Raw genomic sequence first — 20,875 nt, 5'->3', positions numbered from 1 at the left:
CAGCTTATTCAAGAGCCTGCTCGTCCTCTGCCCCTGTTCTTATCTTCACAACGTTTGCAACGTCATAAACAAATATCTTTCCGTCGCCTATCTTGCCCGTATAAAGCACCTTTCTGATAGTGTCGATAAGAAGTCCAAGAGGAACAGTGCTTATAACTATCTCCACCTTTATCTTAGGCAGAAGCCTTGATTCAAGCTCAGAGCCTCTGTAAAGCTCAGTGCTTCCTTTTTGTATTCCACAGCCGCTCACCTGCGTAACTGTCATACCTGTTATATCAAGCTTATCCAAAGCATTTTTCAGCAACTCGAACTTTGCGACGTTCATAAGAACGACCACCTTGTGCATCTTTCCGTCCGCCTTGTAGTCAGAAGCGTTAAGCTCTGAGGCTTCGTCTATAGCCCTCACCTTTGAAGGCTCGTCAGCGGCAGCGGTGATGAACTGAGCAGTGTTGAGAAGATCCGCATAGCTGCTTGAAAGTCCATGCTCGCACTTGTCAAGGCCAACTATCTCTGTGTTCTCGCTAACTCTCAGACCCATTGTTTTCTTTATCACTGTGAACACTATCACCATAATAAGCGCTGTCCATGCCGCCACTGAAAGCACGCCTGCAAGCTGTATAAGCAGATCCTTCGGGCTTCCTGAATATATAAGACCGCTTTTCTTTGCGAAAACGCCCGTCATAAGCGTTCCCCATGCTCCACACAAACCGTGAACACTTACCGCACCCACAGGGTCGTCAGCCTTTAGCTTTGTTATAAGCTCAACACCAAACACCATTACAAAGCCTGCTGTTATGCCGATAAAGAATGCTCCTCCTGCCGAAACTGTGTCACAGCCTGCGGTTGAAGCCACAAGTCCTGCAAGCGCTCCGTTAAGGGTCATTGTCACGTCAGGCTTGCCGTAGCGCACCCATGTGATGAACATTGCAGCTATTGCGCAAGCCGCCGCAGATATGTTTGTGTTAAAAAAGATATCCCCAAGCTTTGCCGCCGCATTGTCGCCCTGAGCAGTGAGAAGCGAGCCACCATTAAATCCGAACCAGCCTATCCACAAAATGAATATGCCCAAAGCTCCGATAGTGAGATTATGTCCCGGTATGGCTCTCGCCTTGCCGTTTTTATCAAACTTGCCTATCCTTGCTCCCACAAGCAGCGCACCTATAAGTGCGGTAGTTCCGCCAACAACGTGAACGGCAGTTCCGCCTGCGAAATCGTGGAAACCTATACTTTTGAGCCAGCCTGCACTGTTCCATATCCAGTGACCTGTTATAGGATAAACTATTCCGCTCATAACAGCCGAATATGTAAGATAAGCCTTGAACTTTGTTCTGCCTGCCATTGCTCCTGAAACTATAGTGGTGGCAGTTGAACAAAAGACAGTCGCGAACATTAGGAACACTCGCTTAGGCAGATCTCCTGCAGCTGCAAACTTTCCTGCTGCGAACAGGCTTGGCGTTCCGATAAATCCTCCTATGGAGTCGCCATACAAAAAGCTGAAGCCGATAACCCAGAAAAGAACAGAGCCTATGCAGTAATCCATAAGGTTTTTCATTATTATGTTGCCTGCATTTTTTGCTCTGGTGAAGCCTGTTTCCAGCATTGCAAAGCCTGCCTGCATAAAGAATATCAAAGCTGTGCAGAGAAGAACCCACACGGTATCCAGAGATGAATACATTATCGCACTTCCTTTTTCATATTATTTCTTATTTTGCCACATGAACGTCTGCGTAACTGAAGTTATACCAGAACATCGGGCTTGGGTCATATGTGAACTTGTCGCTTACTGCGTAAACATCAGATGATGTGTAAAGTCCAAGGTAAGGGCACTCATCAGCAAATATCTTATATGCGTCAGTATAGTAACCCATTTTCTCAGCGTCGTCTGTTGTCTGAGCCGCTTTGTCAAGAAGTCCGTCTGCTTCTGTGCTTGTCCAAAGTGTTTCATTCGTTCCGCCCTCGCAAGCGTTAGAGCCTGCATATAATGTCTTTAACATTCCCATAGGGTCAAGGAAGTCTGACATCATGTATGTGCCGACTGCGTTGTAATATCTCTCGCCGTTATCCTTTGTCTTGTAGCCGAACATATAGCTGAAGATATCGCTGTCAGGCACTTCCACAAGATTCATTGTGATAGCGCCACTTGCGTCTACCATTGACTTGAGAAGCTCAGCCTGCTTCTGCGTCTGTGAAGTTGTATAGAAATCAAACTCAAAGCCGTCAGGATACTTTGACTTTGCAAGACATTCCTTTACCTTGTCATAATCCTGAGTATAAACATCGCTTTCGGCGATAGTTGAATCCCACTTATCCTTATCCATATACATCATGGATTCGCTCATTGGAACAACAGCCGACTGCTTTGCATAATCGCCGCCGATAGTTGTTGTTATCTGTGAACGGTCGATACAATATGCAACAGCCTTTCTTGCCCACTCGTCATCAAACGGCTTTGAAGCTGTGTTGAATGCGATATAGTTTGAAGTCGTTCCCTCGCATGAGAGGATATTGAAGTTCTGACAGCTCTGATATACAGACATAACGCTGTTTGACATACCCTCGACAAAGTCTATCTGTCCGCCCTTTGCCGCAAGTGCTAATGCGCTTTCGTCCTCGATAACGTAATATTCTACCTTGTCGATATCGAGAGTATCAGGGTCGCCCCACCAGTTTTCGTTCTTTTCAAGAACTATCTCGCTTCCTGATGACCATGAAGAAAGCTTATAAGGACCTGTGCCGACAGTCTTTCCGTCAGCAGTGCCGTACTTGTCGCCTTGCTCCTCTGTTACAGACTTCTCGACTATAGTGCAGGCTGATGTCGCAGGAACATACTGCCATGATGAGTCAGGCTGCTTAAGATGAACTGTCAGCGTCCAAGTATCGTTGTCGGCTTCAAAGCTGTCAACGTTTGCAAAAAGATAGCTCATATAATAGTTGTCTTCTGTTACTCTGTTAAGAGAATAAAGCACATCGTCCATTGTCATTTCATTGCCGTCTGAGAACTTTACTCCCTGTCTTATCTTGTATGTGTATGTAGTATCGTCAACCTGCTCCCAAGATTCTGCAAGGGCAGGCTCAACTGTTGTGCCGTCATGTGAGAAGTTAAGAAGCGTGTCATAGCAGTCATAACCTGTGAGAGTTGCTGCCACGATAGTGAAGTCGGCAGGGTCAAATGATGACGGCTCCTGAGTATAGCCTACTCTGAGAACTGTCTCTGAATTTCCTCCTGAAGAACCTGAGCCTGAACCGGAACCTGTGTTGTTGAAGCAGCCTGTCATACAGCTTGAAACTGTTATTGCCAATGCAGCAGCGGCCGCGATCTTGCGTGAGAATTTTTTCATGATAACTTTCCTTTCTTCAAAAGATTTATTACATATCCGCAGCAGTCTTGCTGCGGTCAATGCCTAGTGGGAAATGACAGGCAACGTAATGCCCGTTTCCAATGTCTTTGAGCTTTGGCGTGCGGTTGTCGCACAAGCCCTCTTTGAAATATCTGCACCTGCCTGCAAAGCGACAGCCCTCGGGGATATCCACTGCGTTCGGTATATCTCCCTCCAGCAGGATATGCTTCTTATTTTCAAGAGGGTGTTCCTTTGGCTTTGCTGAAATAAGTGCCTGAGTGTAAGGGTGAGCAACGCTGTTATATACCTGCTCCACCGTACCCATTTCCATTACCGCTCCCAGATATACCACCGCTATCCTGTCGCAAACGTGACGGACAACGTTCAGATCATGGGAGATAAAAAGTATCGTCTGCCCTTTATCCTCTTTCAGGTCGAGCATAAGATTCAATATCTGCGCCTGCACAGAAACGTCAAGTGCCGAAACAGGCTCGTCTGCAAGAATAAAATCAGGCTCCAGCATAAGCGCCCTTGCTATTGCAAGCCTTTGGAGCTGACCGCCCGAAAGGTCTTTAGGATATCTTGTGAGCAAATCCTCCGGAAGCGCTATATACTCCATAAGCTGTTTTATCCTCGCCTTGTAGACCTCAGGCTTTATCTTATGCACCTTTGCAGATTCTTCAAGGCTAAAGCGTATAGTCTTTTTCGGGTCAAAGGAAGCAAGAGGGTTTTGAAAGACCATTTGCATTCTTGAACGCAGCTCCTGCTGTTCCTTGCGGCTCACATGAGTTATGTTTTTGCCGTCAAAATATATCTCGCCTGAATCAACGTCGATAAGCTTCAGAACGCATCTTCCTATGGTTGATTTGCCCGAGCCGCTCTCGCCTATTATTCCGAATATCTCGCCTTTGTAGATATCAAAGCTAACATCATCAACGGCATGGATATATCTCGTCTTTGCCTTTGCAAGCTTGTAATTGTCAAGGCAGAAATACTTTTTCAGATCTCTGACGCTTATAAAAGGCTGTCTGTCTTTTTCTTTGCTCATTGTGATGTCACCTCCCGCCACTTGAAGCAAGCTGTGCTGTGTCCCTCAGACACATTTTCTGTAACAGGCACGCAGCTTCTGCATTTATCGTCAGCATACTTACATCTTGGTGCAAAGGCACAGCCCTTGAACTTTTCATACAGAAGCGGAGGACTGCCAGGTATGCTTTTCATTCTTTTTTCTGTGTCGCTCTCTCTTGGATTGCTTTCAAGGAGCGCCTTTGTGTATGGGTGAGCAGGGTGGTCGAAAATATCCACAACGCTTGCGGTCTCAACAGCCTTTCCTGCATACATTACAGTTACGCTGTCGCAAATCTCAGCCACAACACCAAGGTTGTGAGTGATGAATATTACCGACGTTCCGCTTTCCTGCTGGAGCTTTTTTATAAGCTTTAGTATCTGCGCCTGTATAGTAACATCAAGCGCCGTGGTAGGTTCGTCTGCAATAAGAAGCTTCGGCTCGCATATAAGAGCCATTGCTATCATTATTCTCTGTAACATTCCTCCGCTCATTTCAAACGGATACTGCTCGTATCTTTTCTCAGCAGGTGTTATGCCTATCTTTTCAAACATCTCGATGACCTTTTCTCTTGCTTCACGGCGATTTAAGTTTTTCTTCGCCCTTAGCATTTCTGCTATCTGCTCGCCTGCTTTCATAATAGGGTCAAGGGAAGTCATAGGGTCTTGGAATATCATTGCGGCTGTGCTGCCCCTGAAATCACGGAGCTGCTTTTTGCTCATTGCAAGAACATCTTTCTCGCCGCTGTCATCTCTTATGTAGATATCCCCTGCATATCTGGTGGTCTCCTCGTTATGGAGCCTTATGACCGACTTTGATGTTACGCTTTTTCCGCAGCCGCTCTCGCCTACGATACCATGTATCTCCCCTTGCTTCACTTCAAGGTCAACGCCCTGAACGGCGTATACGATACCTCTAACTGTCATAAAGTCTACAGAAAGGTCTTTTATTTCAAGAACGTTTCCTTTTTTCATCTTTTACGCCTCCCCGTTTGCCTTAACTGCTGAAAGCTTCTTTATTCTGTGTTTCTTTTCGTATTTCTTGAATGACGGAAGCTTTCTTGATGACGGATCGAGATAGTTCTGAACACCGTCGCTGAAAAGGTTTATGGATACTGTTACAAGTATTACGCATATTGCAGGTATAAAAAGCAGTGCCGAACTATTATAAAGGTTGCCCATGCCGTCACGGAGAAGCGTTCCCCAGTCGGCATTCGGAGCCTGAACGCCAAGTCCCAGAAAGCTCAGAGTAGCCATTGATGTGATAGCTGTACCGATATCAAGTGTGAACTGCGATATCATAGGTGTGATGATGTTCGGCAGGATATGCACGAAAATTATCCTTGCGTCTGAAAAGCCCATTGATTTGCAGGCTTCAACATACACCGCCTTTTTCTCTGTCATTATCATTGATCTTGCGGTCTTTGTTGTAAGAGGGATATAAGAAATGCCTATGGCGATGATACCTGTCATCATGCCCTTTCCCATTACCGCAATAAGGATAAAGGAAAGAAGAAGTGGCGGTATTGCGCTTATAACGTCCCACACCCTCATTACGATACTGTCAAGAGGACCTCTGTAGTATCCGCAGATAAGCCCAAGAGGAACACCTATGACTACCTCTATGGCAACTATAAGAAAGGCATTCAGAATGGAAGTTCTTGCACTGCATATGAGCCTTGAAAAAAGATCTCTGCCAAGTCCGTCAGTTCCGAAAATGTGTCCCTCAGAAAAGGCGGGTGCATATATGGCATTCACGTCTGTGGCAAGAGGGTCATACGGTGCGATAACGCTTGCAAAGAGCGATACGAAAACTATTACCGCAAGGAATATTCCCGTCACCGCCACAACAGGTGTGAAAAACGTTCCTGCTTTATTTTTCTTCTTCATTAAAAATCCCACCTTATTTAAGATCAACTCTCGGATCAAGAACGGTATAAAGTATGTCGATAACAAAACTCATTACAAGATAAGCTCCAAGCATGAAAAGCACAAGTATCTGAACTATAGGAAAATTGTTTTCCTCTATCGCCGATATGAGCAGACCGCCTATACCGGGAAGAGAAAAGACCTGCTCAACTATTACTGTCGAGCCTATAGAGCCTGCTATCATATATCCTGCAACTGTTATAACAGGAATAACAGCGTTGTGAAAAGCGTGCTTGTAGGTTATGTTGCTTTGCTTTAATCCCTTTGCAGCCGCTGTTGCGATATAAGGGGATTGAAGCTGATTTATCATGTTGCTTCGTGTGATACGTCCAAGCATCGCAACGAACGTCAGCGCCATTATCAGGCTCGGTATCGTTATACGCTGTAAGAACTCTCCGAAATTTGTATATGTTCCGATAAACGAATATCCAGGAACGTACTTTGTCATGAAAATAAGTATCAGTATGCTTACCAAAAATGACGGCGCACCTGAAAGCACAAGCATAAGTCCTGAAATTGCTGCGTCTGAGGGTCTGCCTTTTCTCAGCGCCGCTGCAACTCCCATTATAACAGCTATCACTGAGCCTATGACGGAACTCATTATCACAAGTCCGAATGTTATTGGAAGCCTTGACATTATAAGACCTTTTACGTCCTGACCGTCAACATAGTCTGTGCCGAAGTCGCCTGAAAGAACTCCCTTTATCCACCTGAGATACTGTATATGCACAGGGTAGTCAAGGTGATATTTTTCTGTAAGAGCCTGCCTGAGTTCAGGAGTGGATTGATTGTTTCCTATCATTACTGTGAGAGGGTCTGCGTCTGACATTCTCAGAACAACGAACACCAGAAAGGATACCAAAAACATTATGACTATCATTGAAAGCAGCCGTTTGATTATAAATCTGAACCTTTTCACTTTACATTCCTCCTATATTTACAGCTGCACTTTGCAGGATTTTCTTTTCTAACTTTCATTTCGCCTTACGAAAATAATTTACTCCACGAAGCTTTCCTTTTGATATACCTATGATATATCCTGTAGCAACTACAACTGCAATACTAAAAATCAGTCATTTTATATTTTATATATAAACTTTTTATTAACGCAAACTGTCTTTTAAGCTTACATAAAATGTTGTATGAATAAAGAAGTTTTATATCCTGCATTTTGTTCATATTCACAAATGTAAAAAAAGAGGGGCGCTCCAAAGCAGAAGCACCCCACAAATGAAGATTTGGTAATCAGTAGAAAGCTTAGTCCTCGAACATCTTTCTTGCAGCGAAGCATATCATCTCGGCAGTGAGATCAGTGCCGTATTCGCTTACGTCGATCATAAGATGTTTGTTGTCACGGTCACCACGATTTTTGCCTGTGACGTATTTATAATAGTTGTGGCGCTGGCGGTCAACACGTTTTATGAGCTTGTCAGCCTCCGGCCATGAAAGGTCATAAGTTTCACACATATGCTTTATCCTTGCTTCCAAAGGCGCATAGAGAAAAACGTTCATGTGGTTCGGATATTCTCTGAGAACATAGTCTGCACACCTGCCGAAGAATATGGCGGATATACGCTTGTTTGCAAGATCTCTGATGATATCCACCTGCGCTTTTACAGCCTTGTCGGAATAAAACTGCGTTGATGAGCCGTAGCCAAATGACTTCAGCAGGCGGTCAGCGTTCTTGTCAAGCATTTCCTCACTGTCAAGAAACGAGTCACGGCTTATGCCTGCACGCTCTGCCGCCATATCTACAAGGTCCTTGTCATAAAACTCCACGCCAAGCTCAGCCGCCGCCTTTCTTGCGACCTCTCTTGCATTGCAGCCGAACTCACGGCTTATGGTAATAATAAACTTTTTCATAGTCTATGCTCCTTTTTTATTTATGAGATTTTCTTTCGTGGCGGCTATCCTCCGCTCCTGTCTGGCTTTTATCTGGATCTTTGGCAAATTCCAACCGAATTTCACCGACATAAGCCTTAGGGAAAACGTCACCGCAAGGCTCACCATGCAGGCAGGCATGAACGACATCATGCCATAGCAAAGCAGAAAAGCCGCTGCACCTATGGCAGAAGCGCAGGCATAAATGTTGCCCACAAATATCTCAGGCTTCTTGTTCACGAAAATATCCCTGAGAACTCCGCCCCCAACGCCTGTTATAACTCCCGAAAACACAAGCAAAAAAGTGTTGTCTGACACGCCGCTCCTCATTGCCGCTGTTATACCTGTAACAGTGAAAATGCCAAGCCCTATAGTATCGAGCATGAGCATTGCAGTATCATAAAGCTTCAACGCCTTGCCACCTAGGTCGCCTTTTACAGCCAAGGCAGCAAACACAAGCACCGATATCAAAGCCGTCGCACTCATTGCAAGGGGGTCACGAAACGCCGCCACAGGGTGACTTCCGATGACGATATCACGCATTATCCCACCGCCCACAGCCGTTGTCACTCCTATTATTATAACGCCGAAAAGGTCAAAACGCCTTTTTATCGCTGTCAGCGCACCGCTTGCCGCAAACGCTGCAGTGCCGATAAGTTCAAGTATCGTAACGATAACATCAAAACGCTCGTTCATTCAACGTCCCTGCCTGCATATTTGTGTATCTTCCGCACCGCCGTCGCCTGACTTATGCCAAGCTTCTGTGCCACAGCCACAGATGTTCTGTATTTCTCATAGGCTCTCATCACAAGTCCGCTTTCGTAAAATTCAAGCATATCCTTTAGGGAAGCATTCTGTGCAAATACCTCAGACGAACCGCCTGTTATCCTGTCAGGCAAGTCGAAAACGTCCACCTTTTTCTTTTCGGTAGTAAGGACGATACGCTCTATAGTCCTGTGCACCTCGTCGATATTTTCTTTCCAATCATATCCCAACAAACAGCCCATGGCACGAGGCGTGAACTCAACGCTCCGTGAGTATTTCTTGTTTGCCGAGCCGAGATAATAGTCGATAAAGCTTTTAAGATCCTCCGCACGCTCGCCAAGAGAATACATCTGCACCTGATAAGGCTCGAACTCGCTTATAAACTCCTCCGACAGCTTGTCAGCACCTTTAAGCTCCTCCACCGAATGTTCAGAAAGCCCCACAGGCACAATGCCTGCTTTTGCGCATTTTTCAAGGACTGCCCTTTGAAGCCTAGGCGACAGCCTGTCTATATGCTTTATTATCACAGCGTAAATGCCCGAAAGCGGCGATATCATCGACCCCTCTCCAAGAAGCTCCTTTTCTATGACTTCTTCCCCGACAGGTGCGCAGTCATAGGTGTAAAGCGTTCCTTTTTTGCCGTATATAGTGGAAGCAAGATAGCTTTTGCCGCTTCCTGTGGGACCATAGATGTAACACGGACAGCCTGCGTCACAGAAAACTCCTGCAAGCCGCCTTGCGTCTCTTGAACGGCTGCTTTGGGCGATATAACGCTGTCCACCGTCACGTCCTGTCATAAGCTCTATTTCATCAAGAAGCTTTTTGTTCTGATACTGCAAAACATTGTAACGCTCCCGCAGGTCGTCAAAGCCTGTTATCTCCCAAGAGGAATAGCTTATTATCATCTCAAGCTCTCCGTCCTTGAATACCGGTATTCCCGTGACGAAAGTTTCGTCATTGTCAACGCCTTTTTGCACTGTTGTGACACGCTTGTGGCTTTCAAAAACCATTTGCGTCACGCAAGGGGAAAACATCTTCATCATTTCCTCTGAGCCTGCGAATTTACCTATTATGTCAGAGCCTTTTACGCTTCTGCCGCTGAGATAGGAGTTTGAAACAAATCTGAACACTCCGCTGCTGTCGGCAATAGTCACTCCTGGGTGGATACTTTCGAGAATGTGCCCTAGCTGCTCATAATCCATTTGTCTGCACTCCTTTCTGCGGCTTTATAGTTTACACATTAAGTATCTTTGAGAAGAACTGCTTTGCACGGTCGCTCTTAGGGTGCTTGAACACTTCCTCAGGGGTGCCGTCCTCGATAACATAGCCGCCGTCCATAAAGCAGACTCTGTTTGCCACCTCTGCCGCAAAGCCCATTTCGTGTGTGACAACTATCATTGTCATTCCTGCCTTAGCCAGGTCTTTCATAACGTCCAGAACCTCGCCAACGAACTCAGGGTCAAGGGCGGAAGTCGGCTCGTCAAAGAGTATGACCTCAGGCTCCATTGCAAGGGTCCTCGCAATAGCCACACGCTGCTGCTGACCGCCTGAAAGCTGAGTAGGATAAGCGTCTGCCTTGCCGTCCATTCCAACTCTCGCAAGAAGCTCCATGGCTTTCTTCTTTGTTTCTTCCTTGTTAGCCTTTTTAACCTGAACAGGACACTCCATGACGTTTTCAAGCACTGTTTTGTGCGGCCAAAGGTTGAACTGCTGGAACACCATTCCAACATTCTTTCTTATGACCTTTGCAGCCTTTTCGTTAAGCTTTTTGTTGTGCTTGTCCTCGTCGATGCCCTTCAGGGAAACTCCGCCTATATCTATTTCGCCTGATGTCAGCTCCTCGAGATAGTTCAGGCATCTGAGAAAAGTGCTTTTGCCAGAGCCGCTAGGGCCGATAACGCTTACCACCTCGCCCTTGTAAATATCCATATCTATTTTTCTGAGGACCTTAAGCTCCCCGTAATTCTTTGCCAGATCGTGAACCGATATAACAGGCTTTCTGCTTTCAGCCATTGTATTTTACACTCCTTTTTCGTCAGATAGCAACACGGTTGTTGTGCTTTTCTATACATCTTGATGCGAACTCGATAACAAGGTTCAGCGCCCAGTAAAGAACGCCTGCACAGATATAAACTATCAGAGGACTGAAAGTTATACCGATAGCCTCTTTTGTCATCATTGTCATTTCTGCAACTGTGATGATAGAAAGGATAGATGAGTCCTTAACAGTCTGAACAAACTGTCCTGTCAGTGACGGAACGATTATTTTCAAAGTCTGCGGGAAAATTATTCTCACCATTGTTTTAAATCTTGACATTCCCATTGCATATGAAGCTTCAAACTGTCCCTTTGGGATAGCGCTGACGCCGCTTTCAAGGATAACTGCGGTATAAGCCGCTGTGTACATTCCAAGAATTATAACGCCTGTTGAGAACGCTGAAACGTTCAGACCAAGAGCAGGGAGTCCGTAATATGCGAGATATACCTGCACCATAAAAGGGGTGCATCTGAATATCTTTATAAACGCCCTTGCGATAAGCTCAACAGCCTTGTTTTTTGAAAGGCACATATAACCTACCGCCGAGCCTAACACCATTGCAATAAGGATAGACAGCACCGATATTGCCGCCGTTGTTCCAAGACCCTGCAAAAGCAGCGGAAGCGCTATTTCTGCAACGTGCATAAATTCGTCCATATTATTGCGCCTCCTTATCTTCTTTCAAGTCTTTTCTTCTGAAGCTTTACAAGTTCTTCAAGTCCTGCGCAGATAACAAAATACATAACTGCGATAGCAATATAGAAAGGCAGGTTTATGTATGTCTGCGTAACAAGACGCTGAGCCGTTCTTGTAAGCTCTACGATTGCCAATACAGAAAGCATCGGCGAAACCTTTATAACGTTTATGAACTCGCTTGTCAGCTGCGGCAAAGCTACCTTGAATACCTGCGGGAAAACTATCCTCATTAGTATCTTTGGCTCGCTCATACCCAAGGCTCTGGCCGCCTCCGTCTGACCTTTTGGCACAGCCGTAAGTCCGCCACGGATTATTTCTGCGATAAATCCGCCGCTGTTAAGGCTAAGAGCGATTATGCCTGACGCCAGGTTTGAAAGGTTCAGACCCATTACTGCAAGCGCCTGATATATAATGTATATCTGCACCAGCACAGGCGTGCCACGGACAAAGCTTATATAAACTGCGACTATCTTTTTCAGTATCCTTGAAGGAAGCGAGTCGCCGCCCATTCTCATCACCGAAAGCAGCATACCAACGCAAAGCGCTATAAGTATCGCTGCAACGGATACGAATACTGTATAGCCAAGACCTTTCAGCAGCAGGTCTTTATAATGCCATACTATGTTGAAATTCTCCATTGATATATAATGCTCCGCCGTTTGCGACGGAGCATTTCCTCCTTTCAAAGGTGCTTTTTACTCGGCAGGGATATAATCGCTCTCAGGCAGGTCAACGGCTTCACCAAACCATTTCTTCTGGAGCTCTGCAAGAGTTCCGTCCTCTTTGAACTTGTGTATCTCAGAGTTGATATAGTCAGAAAGCTCTGTGTCTTCCTTACGAACAGCCCATGATACCCAAGTGTCTGTACCGACCATTTCAGCCTTGCCTGATTCGTCAGCCACTATCTCATAGTCGTCAGGATTCTTCATTACAACTGCGGCGCAGCTTGCATAGTTCTGAGCAACAAGGTCTATCTTGCCGTTCTTAAGCTCTGCAAAAGCCTCAGGGAATGAGTCGTATTTGAGCAGTTCAGCATAGCCGTCCTTGCCCTCCGACTTTAGCTTCTCGTTGAATTTCTTTGTATCGTCCTCATTGTAGCAAGAAGTCTGTGTGCCGACCTTTTTGCCCGACATATCTTCGATAGACTTGATGCTGTCATCGCCCTTTCTCTTTACGAAAACTGTAGTTCCGTTCTGGATAGGATAAGTCATCGTGTACTTGCCTGCACGTTCAGCAGTTACGCCAAGTGTTGCTCCAACAACGTCATATTTCTTTGCTTCAAGTCCTGCAAGTATTCCTTGGAACGGCAGGTCGATATAATCAAGCTCTACCCCCAGATCGTCGCAAATCTTAGCAAACAGATCTGCGTTGTAGCCTATGATCTTATCGCCGTCCATGTATTCAAAAGGCTCATAAGCGGCTTCTGTCGCAACTGTGAGCTTACCGTTTTCCTTGATCTGATCCAGTGTGAGTGGACCTGTGTTCTTGCTGCTTCCGCAGGCTGTAAGACATCCTGCCGCAAGCACTGAAGCCACTGCCACTGCACAAACTTTTCTTAACATTCCAAATCTTCTTCCGCTTTTCATAACTGATTCCAACCTTTCACTTACTTTTCTAAATAATTCGGAGCGCTGACAAGCCGGACACCCTAGTGCCGCCGTCAACGCTCCGTTGCGTTTGATATTATATTTATTGGAGAGTGAATTATTTTTCTATCTTTATTTTCTCTTGCCGATCTTCTTCTGATAAGCAAGGATAGACATGAACTCAAAAATGATATTTGCGCCCATATAAGCTGTTATCTCTGAGTGGTCATATGGAGGAGCAACTTCTACTACATCAAAGCCTGTGAAGTTCAGGTCTTTCAGCGCTCTTATATATTGAAGTGTTTCAAAGGAAGTAAATCCGCCCACCTCAGGAGTACCTGTACCTGGTGCATAAGCCGGGTCAACAAAGTCGATATCGAATGTAAGGAACACCTTGTTGTCGCCAACCTTTTCCTTTATGACCTTGAGAAGATCTTCAGGAGAATATGTGTGGAGCTTGTCCCCTGGGATAACCGTGAAGCCAAGGTCTGCGGCGATCTTGAAATCGTCAGGATCGTAAAGAGAGCCTCTCATGCCGATCTGAACCGACTTCTCAGGATCAATAAGACCCTCCTCCATTGCTCTTCTGAATGGTGTGCCGTGATTGTATTTCTGACCGAAAACCGTATCGCACAAGTCAAGGTGTGAATCGAAATGCACAAGGCTTACCTTTCCATGCTTCTTTGCGATAGCTCTAAGTTCGCCAAGGGTGATAGCGTGGTCGCCGCCAATGCTTATTGGAACTGCACCGCATTCAAGAACACCGTCCAAGGTCTGCTCGATAGCCGCATATGTTTCGTGGATATAGTCAGGGATCACAGGAACGTCGCCAAGGTCTGCACCCTTGAGTGAATCCATAATGTTGACGCCCATTGCAACATTGTTAGGCTTTATCATTGCCGAGATGTTTCTTACACCGTTAGGACCAAATCTTGCGCCTGCTCTGAAAGAAGCGGCGGTATCGAACGGGATACCAACGATAGCGAAATCCAATCCCTCTGCTGAGGTCGCGTGAGGAAGCCTCATGAAATTACCCATATTACAAAAACGAGGAGAGCCTGAGGCGCTCGGTGGCTGACAATTGTTGTTGATCATTTGAGGTCACTTTCCTTTCAAAATCACTGAGAAACATATCCGCATGACCGTTCAAGTCATTTCTGAATTGCTCTATGTGCAGAATTATATCACCATTCCTGCAAGTTGTCAAGAGCTATTTTTCAATTTTTCTGAAAATTATTCACTTTGGAATAAGCTTTGTTATCACTTATACAGCGTATTCACGCCATTTCGCCCATATCAAAATCGAAACTATTCATTTTTGAATGGTTTCTTTGTGCAAATCCACAAATGACAATAATGCAACATTCAGATGTCAGACTTTCATTTTGTTCACATCTATTTTTTATTCAAAGCTGAATAAAATAAGAATTTTTCATTAACACTATTGCCAAATAAAAAGCTCTGTGCTATACTGATAATCAAAGCAATGACGCTCTTATAACCGATACGGCAATGCCTGTCGGTTTATAAGGGCGTTGTTTTTTATTATCACTATGTTAAACTCAGAAAACAATTTTGAAAGGAAGTTTTATTATGGCTTGTTTTTTAGTACCAGCAACAGAAGCGATCGTTACAACTATTGTGGCAAAGGCAGTAAAGTCTCACGAGGCAAAGGCAGAGGAGCAGACAAAGGTCAAAGCTCTTTCGGAGGACAAGCTTCCTCTTTCTAAAAAGATAACAAGGCTCTCAGGCTTTCTGTGGGGCGGCTCAGGACTTTTGGCATTTGAGCATCTGTGGCATGGCGAGATATCTCCGTTCTTCCCATTCCTGACAGCGGCTAACGACCCTTCGGAAATGGCAGTAGCATTCCACGAAATGGCGACTGTCGGAACATCAATGGCTGTTCTTGTGACAGCGGTATGGGCTGTGATGACTGTGGTGTCTGACAAGATACTGAAACGTAAGCCAAAAGAGACTGCAAAGCTGGGCGGTGACGCCGTATGACGCTTCTTATCACACTCATAGCAGCCGTTATCATTACCATAGTATGGTACACATCACCAAAAGCCAGAAAGCTTAAAGTGGGGCTGATGTGCTATATGTACTGGGGCGCATCTATAATGTGGCTCGTGGACGCACTTTTTGAATACAAAGAGCAGGGCGCAGGATATTTCACCCCTGCCACCGCAGACATGATAAACGACAGCTTTTTAGGAATCTGCGTTGTTGCACTCGGCACCGTCGTATGGCTCGGCACTATGCTCATAAGTGACCCTGAGGGAGTAGTAAGAAAAGCCCTTACAGAGAAAAAGCAGTAGATACACTATACTATATAAATAGGAGGAATAATAATGCGACTTGTTCCAAGAGAGCAGGATAAGCTTATGCTCCATTATGCGGGCATGCTTGCCCGTGACCGAAAGGCACAGGGATTAAAGCTCAACTACCCTGAAGCTGTGGCATACATAAGCATGGAAGTAATGGAAAAAGCAAGAGCAGGAGCGTCAGCCGCTGAGCTTATGCAATACGGCACAAAGCTTCTTACCGCTGATGACGTCATGGACGGCGTTCCTGAAATGATACACGAAATACAAATAGAATCCACAATGCCCGACGGCACAAAGCTTGTGACAGTACACAACCCTATAAAGGGTGCAAGCAAGCTTCACCCAGGGGAATTTATCGTTGAGGAAGGCACTGTCAAGCTCAACGAGGGAACAGAAAGCATTGAGCTTACAGTTTCAAACACAGGGGACAGACCTATCCAGACAGGCTCCCACTTCCACTTTTTTGAGGTAAACAAGGCTTTGGAGTTTGACCGCAAGGCGGCTTATGGTATGCGGCTTGATATCCCCGCAGGCACAGCGGTAAGATTTGAGCCGGGAGAGAAAAAGACCGTCCGTCTTATACCTATCGGCGGCGACCGCATAGGCTATGGTCTGAATGGTCTTGTAAACGGAAAAATGGACGATGAAAACATCAAGCAGGCAGCCTTTGAAAAGGCTAAAAAGCTTGGCTTCAAGGGGGTGTAGGAAATGATCGAGATATCGAGAAAAGCTTACTGCGATATGTATGGTCCGACAGTTGGCGACAGGGTGCGCTTGGGCGACACTTCTCTTATTGCAGAAGTGGAAAAAGATTTGACAGTTCATGGTGACGAAGCAAAGTTCGGCGGAGGAAAATCTCTCCGTGACGGCATGGGGCAATCCTGCAAAGCCACTAACAAGGAGTGCCTTGACACTGTTATCACAAACGCTCTTATCATCGACAGCACAGGCATCATAAAGGCTGACGTTGGCATAAAGGACGGCAGGATAGCAGGAATAGGCAAAGCAGGCAACCCCGACATCATGAATGGCGTTGACAAAAACATGATAATAGGCGCTTCCACGGAAGCTATCGCAGGCGAGGGACTTATCCTCACCGCTGGCGGACTTGACACGCACATTCATTTTATCTCTCCAACTCAGGTAAGAACAGCCCTTTACAGCGGAATCACCACCATGATAGGCGGTGGTACAGGTCCTGCCGACGGCACCAATGCCACCACCTGTACACCTGGCGAGTTCAATATCCACAGAATGTTGGAAGCTTCCGAAGACCTGCCAATGAATTTCGGCTATCTCTGCAAGGGAAATTCAAGCGACATCACAACTCTCGAGGAGCAGATAAAGGCAGGCTGTATAGGCTTGAAGATACACGAGGACTGGGGCTCTACCCCTGACGTTATCGACCACGCACTTACTGTTGCGGATATGTATGACGTTCAGGCGGCTATCCACACCGACACTCTTAACGAGGGCGGATTTGTTGAAGATACCGTCAATGCTTTCAAGGGCAGGACTATCCACACTTATCACACAGAGGGAGCAGGCGGCGGACACGCTCCTGACATTATCAGAGCAGCAGCGTTCCCGAATGTTCTCCCTTCCTCAACGAACCCTACAATGCCTTACACCGCAAACACTCTTGACGAACATCTGGATATGCTCATGGTGTGTCATCACCTTGACAAGAACGTACCGGAGGACATTGCTTTTGCGGATTCAAGGATACGTCCTGAAACTATCGCCGCAGAGGACGTTTTGCACGATATGGGAATATTCTCAATGATGAGTTCCGACTCTCAGGCAATGGGACGTGTAGGCGAAGTTATCACACGAACATGGCAGACCGCTGACAAAATGAAGAAACAGCGTGGCGCACTCCCAGAGGACAGCCAGCGAAACGACAATTTCAGAATAAAACGCTACATTTCAAAATACACTATCAGCCCTGCTATAACCCACGGCGTATCAGAATATGTAGGCTCAGTGGAAGTTGGCAAGGTGGCAGACCTTGTTCTTTGGAATCCTGCATTTTTCGGTGCAAAGCCTGACATGATAATAAAGGGCGGATTTATTTTCGCATCAAAAATGGGCGACGCAAACGCTTCTATCCCTACCCCTCAGCCTGTGTGTTACACAGAAATGTTCGGTGGTCACGGGCTTGCCCTTTCAAGCACCTGTATCACGTTCGTATCAAAATACGCCTACGAGGACGGCATAAAAGAGAAGCTTTGTCTTAAAAGGCAGGTGCTTCCTGTGAAAAACTGCCGAAACATCTCAAAGGCTGATATGGTATACAACAACGTCTGCGGTGATATAAGAGTAGACCCTGAGACCTACACTGTCACAGTTGACGGCGAAGTTATTACCTGCGAGCCTTTTGACGAGCTTGCATTGGCACAGCGTTACTTTATGTTCTAAAGCGAGGAAACAAAAATGATAGCAGAAAAAATATTAGGCAATCTCTCTGAAAGCACCCCCTCTGTAGAAGTAGACACAGTTGAGCTTGATTGGTTTGAAGCCGAGAAAAAGCGCATAAGAAAAACCACCGCAGGAGGACGTGACATAGGCATTGCCATTGACGAAAGCCTAAAGGACGGGGATATCATCTATCTTGACGATAAGCTTTGCGTAGCAGTGAAGCTCACAAGCTGTCCCCTTATCAAGATAAACGTTCACACTATGCAGGAAATGGGCAGGCTTTGCTTTGAGATAGGCAACAGGCATTTGTCACTTAAAATATCTGACGACAACGTGCTTATCCCACATGACGAGCCTACAGAAAAGCACCTGAAAAACCTCGGCTTTGAGTGTGAGAACATCATAGGCAGATTTGACGATTTTATCGTCTGCAAAGCTCACGGACACTCACACAGCCACTCCCACGAGCATGGGGAACATCATCACCACGAACATTCACACTAAACGGAGCTGATAAAAAATGACCGATACCGCAGGACTTATGCACATTCTGCAAATATGCGACAGCCTTTTCCCAGTGGGTGCGTTCACGCTTTCAAACGGGCTTGAAACCTACGTTCAGCATGATATCATCACTTCGCCAAAAGGGCTTGAAGAATATCTCCATTCTTACATCTCAGTGCTGCCCTACAATGAGCTTGGTGCGGCGGCAGCGGCATACAATGCTGACGAAAAGGAGCTTTGCCGTCTTGATGAGATATACTCTGCGGCGAAAACACCATTTGAGATACGAAGCGGCTCAGAAAAGGTCACAAGGCGTTTTTTCAAAATATGCAACAATGGTCGGGAAAGCTTCACAGGACTTTATAAAAGCCTGACGGAGCAGGGCATATGCAAGGGTCATCAGTGCATCGCCTATGGGCTTTATATGCGTGACAATGGCATCGAGCTTTCAGAGGGGCTTGCGGTATACGGCTATTCCATATGCTCCGCCATAGTCACAAACTGCGTGAAGCTTGTACCTCTTAGTCAGCTTGCAGGGCAGAAAATTCTCGGAGAGAGCTTTGAGCTTATATCCTCCGCTTCAGAAAAAGCCCTTTTCACTGATATAAACGATATCGGCATAAGCGGTGCAGGCTTTGACCTGCGTGCAATGCAGCACGAACGGCTGTATTCAAGACAGTATATGTCATAAGCTATGATTTATATAATATAATAAGGAGTACCAAAAATGAGCTATGTAAAAATAGGCGTAGGCGGACCTGTGGGATCGGGAAAAACCGCACTTATCGAACGCCTTACAAGAGAAATGTCAAAAGAATATTCCATATGCGTTGTAACAAACGATATCTACACCAAAGAAGACGCAGAATTTCTTACAAAAAACTCATGCCTGCCTGCTGACAGGATAGTTGGCGTTGAAACTGGCGGCTGTCCTCACACTGCCATAAGAGAAGACTGCTCAATGAACCTGGAAGCCGTTGACGAAATGGTGAAAAAGCACCCTGACACGCAGATCGTTTTCATTGAAAGCGGCGGCGACAATCTTTCCGCCACATTCTCCCCTGACCTTGCAGACGCTTCTATCTATGTTATCGACGTTGCACAGGGTGAAAAGATACCAAGAAAAGGCGGTCCTGGCGTGACACGTTCCGACCTGCTTGTTATCAACAAGACAGACCTTGCGCCACTTGTTGGAGCTTCCCTTGAAGTAATGGCTTCCGACTCAAAGCGCATGAGGGGCGACAGACCGTTTCTTTTCACAAATCTCATGAGCCGTGAGGGCGTTTCTCAGGTCATAGACTGGATAAAAAAATCAGTGCTTTTTGAGGATCTGAAATGAACGGCAGACTAAGCCTGTCAACAGCCTTTGACGGACAAAAAACCGTTACTGAGGACTTATATTTCGCTCCCCCTTTCAAGGTGTATTCACCATTTTATGACCATAAAGGCTGGGCGAAATATATCTCAATGTGCGGCTCAGCAGGAGTATTGGCAGGTGACGAAAACGAGATAAAGCTTTTTGTAGGGGAAAACTGCAAGGTCATTTTCACAGATCAGGGCTATCAAAAGCTTTTCAACACAAACGGCGGCGTATCAAAACAGAGCATAAAGCTTGTTGTGCGCAAAAACGCAAGGCTTTGCTATATGCCCCACCCTATTATGACCTTCACAGGCTGTGAGCATATCTCTATGGGCAAGGTGAACATCACAGAAAGCTCTGAGCTTATTTTCTCTGAGATATACTGCTGTGGCAGAACTGCAATGGGAGAGGAGTTCGGCTTGAAGCGCTTTCGCTCACGCACCGAGATAGCAATTGACGGCAGGGCGGATTTTATCGACAACACTCTTATCGACCCCTCTGCACTGCCCATACGACAAAAAGGCTTTTTCGAGGGCTTCACCCACACGGGATTTATGTATATCTATACCCCTGACAAGACAATGCCGGAAAGCATTTACCAAGCCGACTACACAGGCGACCCTGACAGCGCACGGCTTTGCGCCACCCACACGGAACGTGGCATAGCCATAAGAGCCTTGGGACGTTCGGGAGAAGAGATTTTTGACGCTTTTCAGAACATTGCAGAAAAAATTCGCACATAAAAACAGCGTATAAAATATTGTTAAACTTTTTATAAATGATAAACAAAACCAGTGAAAGCCTGCTGTGGGCTTACACTGGTTTTGTTATTTCTCACATCTCACAAGAGCCACGATCCTGTAGGTTTGTCAATCATATTGGACACTATTATTAAGAAATTCGATAGGCGAAAACCATTTGAGGGGACGCATAGGACGGTTGTTTGTTCGACTTAAACGTGCAGC

At 45.9% G+C, this 20,875-nt stretch carries 22 protein-coding genes; 8 read left to right on the top strand and 14 right to left on the bottom strand.

Annotated elements, in window-relative coordinates:
• Positions 1-4: 4 nt before the first annotated feature.
• From OCV57_RS06150 to speB, 14 genes are all read right to left on the bottom strand, one after another.
• Entirely contained in the window at positions 5-1,675 is a 1,671-nt protein-coding gene (locus OCV57_RS06150; RefSeq protein ID WP_117957525.1) for an ammonium transporter, read from the bottom strand.
• 28 nt (positions 1,676-1,703) lie between these two features.
• Complete coding sequence (locus OCV57_RS06145; protein WP_195220762.1) at positions 1,704-3,338, bottom strand: ABC transporter substrate-binding protein; 1,635 nt, start codon at positions 3,336-3,338, stop codon at positions 1,704-1,706.
• A gap of 28 nt (positions 3,339-3,366) precedes the next feature.
• Positions 3,367-4,386: an ABC transporter ATP-binding protein gene (locus OCV57_RS06140; protein WP_117923538.1), complete on the bottom strand. Its 1,020-nt coding sequence runs from the start codon at positions 4,384-4,386 to the stop codon at positions 3,367-3,369.
• A complete protein-coding gene (locus OCV57_RS06135; protein ID WP_022286942.1) occupies positions 4,383-5,378 on the bottom strand; it encodes an ABC transporter ATP-binding protein in 996 nt (331 codons plus the stop codon). The genes OCV57_RS06140 and OCV57_RS06135 overlap by 4 nt, the downstream gene beginning before the upstream one ends.
• 3 nt (positions 5,379-5,381) lie before the next feature.
• Positions 5,382-6,293, bottom strand: a complete 912-nt coding sequence (locus tag OCV57_RS06130) for an ABC transporter permease (protein WP_117957519.1) — start codon at positions 6,291-6,293, stop codon at positions 5,382-5,384.
• 13 nt (positions 6,294-6,306) lie between these two features.
• On the bottom strand, positions 6,307-7,251 hold the full coding sequence (locus OCV57_RS06125) for an ABC transporter permease (RefSeq protein WP_267300825.1): 945 nt from the start codon (positions 7,249-7,251) through the stop codon (positions 6,307-6,309).
• Positions 7,252-7,589: 338 nt separating this feature from the next.
• The gene (locus OCV57_RS06120) at positions 7,590-8,195 is read right to left on the bottom strand and encodes a cytidylate kinase-like family protein (RefSeq protein ID WP_022286945.1); all 606 of its coding nucleotides are present in this window, start codon (positions 8,193-8,195) and stop codon (positions 7,590-7,592) included.
• A 3-nt stretch (positions 8,196-8,198) separates the two neighbouring features.
• Entirely contained in the window at positions 8,199-8,909 is a 711-nt protein-coding gene (locus OCV57_RS06115; RefSeq protein WP_267300822.1) for a trimeric intracellular cation channel family protein, read from the bottom strand.
• Positions 8,906-10,180, bottom strand: coding sequence for an AAA-type ATPase lid domain-containing protein (locus tag OCV57_RS06110; protein WP_038672602.1), 1,275 nt, complete (start codon positions 10,178-10,180; stop codon positions 8,906-8,908). Before OCV57_RS06110 ends, OCV57_RS06115 begins: the two co-directional genes overlap by 4 nt.
• Before the next feature lie 31 nt (positions 10,181-10,211).
• A complete protein-coding gene (locus tag OCV57_RS06105) occupies positions 10,212-10,991 on the bottom strand; it encodes an amino acid ABC transporter ATP-binding protein (protein WP_117858880.1) in 780 nt (259 codons plus the stop codon).
• A gap of 22 nt (positions 10,992-11,013) precedes the next feature.
• Positions 11,014-11,673: an amino acid ABC transporter permease gene (locus tag OCV57_RS06100; protein WP_117858878.1), complete on the bottom strand. Its 660-nt coding sequence runs from the start codon at positions 11,671-11,673 to the stop codon at positions 11,014-11,016.
• A 14-nt stretch (positions 11,674-11,687) separates the two neighbouring features.
• Positions 11,688-12,350 carry an amino acid ABC transporter permease gene (locus OCV57_RS06095; protein WP_022286950.1) on the bottom strand — a complete coding sequence of 221 codons (663 nt, stop codon included), beginning with the start codon at positions 12,348-12,350 and terminating at the stop codon, positions 11,688-11,690.
• A 57-nt stretch (positions 12,351-12,407) separates the two neighbouring features.
• On the bottom strand, positions 12,408-13,274 hold the full coding sequence (locus OCV57_RS06090) for a transporter substrate-binding domain-containing protein (protein ID WP_267300817.1): 867 nt from the start codon (positions 13,272-13,274) through the stop codon (positions 12,408-12,410).
• A 156-nt stretch (positions 13,275-13,430) separates the two neighbouring features.
• Complete coding sequence (speB, locus tag OCV57_RS06085) at positions 13,431-14,393, bottom strand: agmatinase (RefSeq protein ID WP_022286952.1); 963 nt, start codon at positions 14,391-14,393, stop codon at positions 13,431-13,433.
• A 498-nt stretch (positions 14,394-14,891) separates the two neighbouring features.
• Between speB and OCV57_RS06080 the strand changes: the two genes are divergently transcribed.
• The 8 genes from OCV57_RS06080 to OCV57_RS06045 are packed head-to-tail and all read left to right on the top strand — an operon-like array spanning position 14,892 to position 20,653.
• A complete protein-coding gene (locus tag OCV57_RS06080; RefSeq protein ID WP_038672604.1) occupies positions 14,892-15,302 on the top strand; it encodes a hypothetical protein in 411 nt (136 codons plus the stop codon).
• On the top strand, positions 15,299-15,616 hold the full coding sequence (locus OCV57_RS06075) for a hypothetical protein (protein WP_038672606.1): 318 nt from the start codon (positions 15,299-15,301) through the stop codon (positions 15,614-15,616). The genes OCV57_RS06080 and OCV57_RS06075 overlap by 4 nt, the downstream gene beginning before the upstream one ends.
• 33 nt (positions 15,617-15,649) lie before the next feature.
• Positions 15,650-16,330, top strand: a complete 681-nt coding sequence (gene ureA / locus OCV57_RS06070; protein WP_002851772.1) for an urease subunit gamma — start codon at positions 15,650-15,652, stop codon at positions 16,328-16,330.
• A 3-nt stretch (positions 16,331-16,333) separates the two neighbouring features.
• Positions 16,334-18,046 (top strand): urease subunit alpha, encoded by a 1,713-nt coding sequence (gene ureC, locus OCV57_RS06065; RefSeq protein WP_267300816.1) that lies wholly within the window; start codon positions 16,334-16,336, stop codon positions 18,044-18,046.
• Between the two features lie 15 nt (positions 18,047-18,061).
• Entirely contained in the window at positions 18,062-18,550 is a 489-nt protein-coding gene (locus OCV57_RS06060; RefSeq protein ID WP_022286955.1) for an urease accessory protein UreE, read from the top strand.
• A gap of 16 nt (positions 18,551-18,566) precedes the next feature.
• Positions 18,567-19,241, top strand: a complete 675-nt coding sequence (locus tag OCV57_RS06055) for an urease accessory protein UreF (RefSeq protein ID WP_267300814.1) — start codon at positions 18,567-18,569, stop codon at positions 19,239-19,241.
• A 36-nt stretch (positions 19,242-19,277) separates the two neighbouring features.
• On the top strand, positions 19,278-19,889 hold the full coding sequence (gene ureG / locus OCV57_RS06050) for an urease accessory protein UreG (RefSeq protein WP_002851818.1): 612 nt from the start codon (positions 19,278-19,280) through the stop codon (positions 19,887-19,889).
• Positions 19,886-20,653: an urease accessory protein UreD gene (locus tag OCV57_RS06045; RefSeq protein ID WP_267300810.1), complete on the top strand. Its 768-nt coding sequence runs from the start codon at positions 19,886-19,888 to the stop codon at positions 20,651-20,653. Before ureG ends, OCV57_RS06045 begins: the two co-directional genes overlap by 4 nt.
• Positions 20,654-20,875: the final 222 nt, after the last annotated feature.

Origin of the sequence: Hominimerdicola aceti (genome assembly GCF_025567495.1) — a bacterium.
GTDB classification, from domain to species: Bacteria; Bacillota; Clostridia; order Oscillospirales; family Ruminococcaceae; genus Hominimerdicola; species Hominimerdicola aceti.
The sequence above is the reverse complement of the archived record's forward strand: the minus strand, read 5'-3'. Positions and strand labels throughout refer to the sequence as shown.

Excerpts from the sequence above, each read along its gene's own strand:
- OCV57_RS06150 (WP_117957525.1), bottom strand. The coding sequence starts at position 1,675 with ATGTATTCATCTCTGGATACCGTGTGGGTTCTTCTCTGCACAGCTTTG.
- OCV57_RS06145 (WP_195220762.1), bottom strand. The coding sequence starts at position 3,338 with ATGAAAAAATTCTCACGCAAGATCGCGGCCGCTGCTGCATTGGCAATA.
- OCV57_RS06140 (WP_117923538.1), bottom strand. The coding sequence starts at position 4,386 with ATGAGCAAAGAAAAAGACAGACAGCCTTTTATAAGCGTCAGAGATCTG.
- OCV57_RS06135 (WP_022286942.1), bottom strand. The coding sequence starts at position 5,378 with ATGAAAAAAGGAAACGTTCTTGAAATAAAAGACCTTTCTGTAGACTTT.
- OCV57_RS06130 (WP_117957519.1), bottom strand. The coding sequence starts at position 6,293 with ATGAAGAAGAAAAATAAAGCAGGAACGTTTTTCACACCTGTTGTGGCG.
- OCV57_RS06120 (WP_022286945.1), bottom strand. The coding sequence starts at position 8,195 with ATGAAAAAGTTTATTATTACCATAAGCCGTGAGTTCGGCTGCAATGCA.
- OCV57_RS06115 (WP_267300822.1), bottom strand. The coding sequence starts at position 8,909 with ATGAACGAGCGTTTTGATGTTATCGTTACGATACTTGAACTTATCGGC.
- OCV57_RS06110 (WP_038672602.1), bottom strand. The coding sequence starts at position 10,180 with ATGGATTATGAGCAGCTAGGGCACATTCTCGAAAGTATCCACCCAGGA.
- OCV57_RS06105 (WP_117858880.1), bottom strand. The coding sequence starts at position 10,991 with ATGGCTGAAAGCAGAAAGCCTGTTATATCGGTTCACGATCTGGCAAAG.
- OCV57_RS06100 (WP_117858878.1), bottom strand. The coding sequence starts at position 11,673 with ATGGACGAATTTATGCACGTTGCAGAAATAGCGCTTCCGCTGCTTTTG.
- OCV57_RS06095 (WP_022286950.1), bottom strand. The coding sequence starts at position 12,350 with ATGGAGAATTTCAACATAGTATGGCATTATAAAGACCTGCTGCTGAAA.
- OCV57_RS06090 (WP_267300817.1), bottom strand. The coding sequence starts at position 13,274 with ATGTTAAGAAAAGTTTGTGCAGTGGCAGTGGCTTCAGTGCTTGCGGCA.
- speB (WP_022286952.1), bottom strand. The coding sequence starts at position 14,393 with ATGATCAACAACAATTGTCAGCCACCGAGCGCCTCAGGCTCTCCTCGT.
- OCV57_RS06080 (WP_038672604.1), top strand. The coding sequence starts at position 14,892 with ATGGCTTGTTTTTTAGTACCAGCAACAGAAGCGATCGTTACAACTATT.
- OCV57_RS06075 (WP_038672606.1), top strand. The coding sequence starts at position 15,299 with ATGACGCTTCTTATCACACTCATAGCAGCCGTTATCATTACCATAGTA.
- ureA (WP_002851772.1), top strand. The coding sequence starts at position 15,650 with ATGCGACTTGTTCCAAGAGAGCAGGATAAGCTTATGCTCCATTATGCG.
- ureC (WP_267300816.1), top strand. The coding sequence starts at position 16,334 with ATGATCGAGATATCGAGAAAAGCTTACTGCGATATGTATGGTCCGACA.
- OCV57_RS06060 (WP_022286955.1), top strand. The coding sequence starts at position 18,062 with ATGATAGCAGAAAAAATATTAGGCAATCTCTCTGAAAGCACCCCCTCT.
- OCV57_RS06055 (WP_267300814.1), top strand. The coding sequence starts at position 18,567 with ATGACCGATACCGCAGGACTTATGCACATTCTGCAAATATGCGACAGC.
- ureG (WP_002851818.1), top strand. The coding sequence starts at position 19,278 with ATGAGCTATGTAAAAATAGGCGTAGGCGGACCTGTGGGATCGGGAAAA.
- OCV57_RS06045 (WP_267300810.1), top strand. The coding sequence starts at position 19,886 with ATGAACGGCAGACTAAGCCTGTCAACAGCCTTTGACGGACAAAAAACC.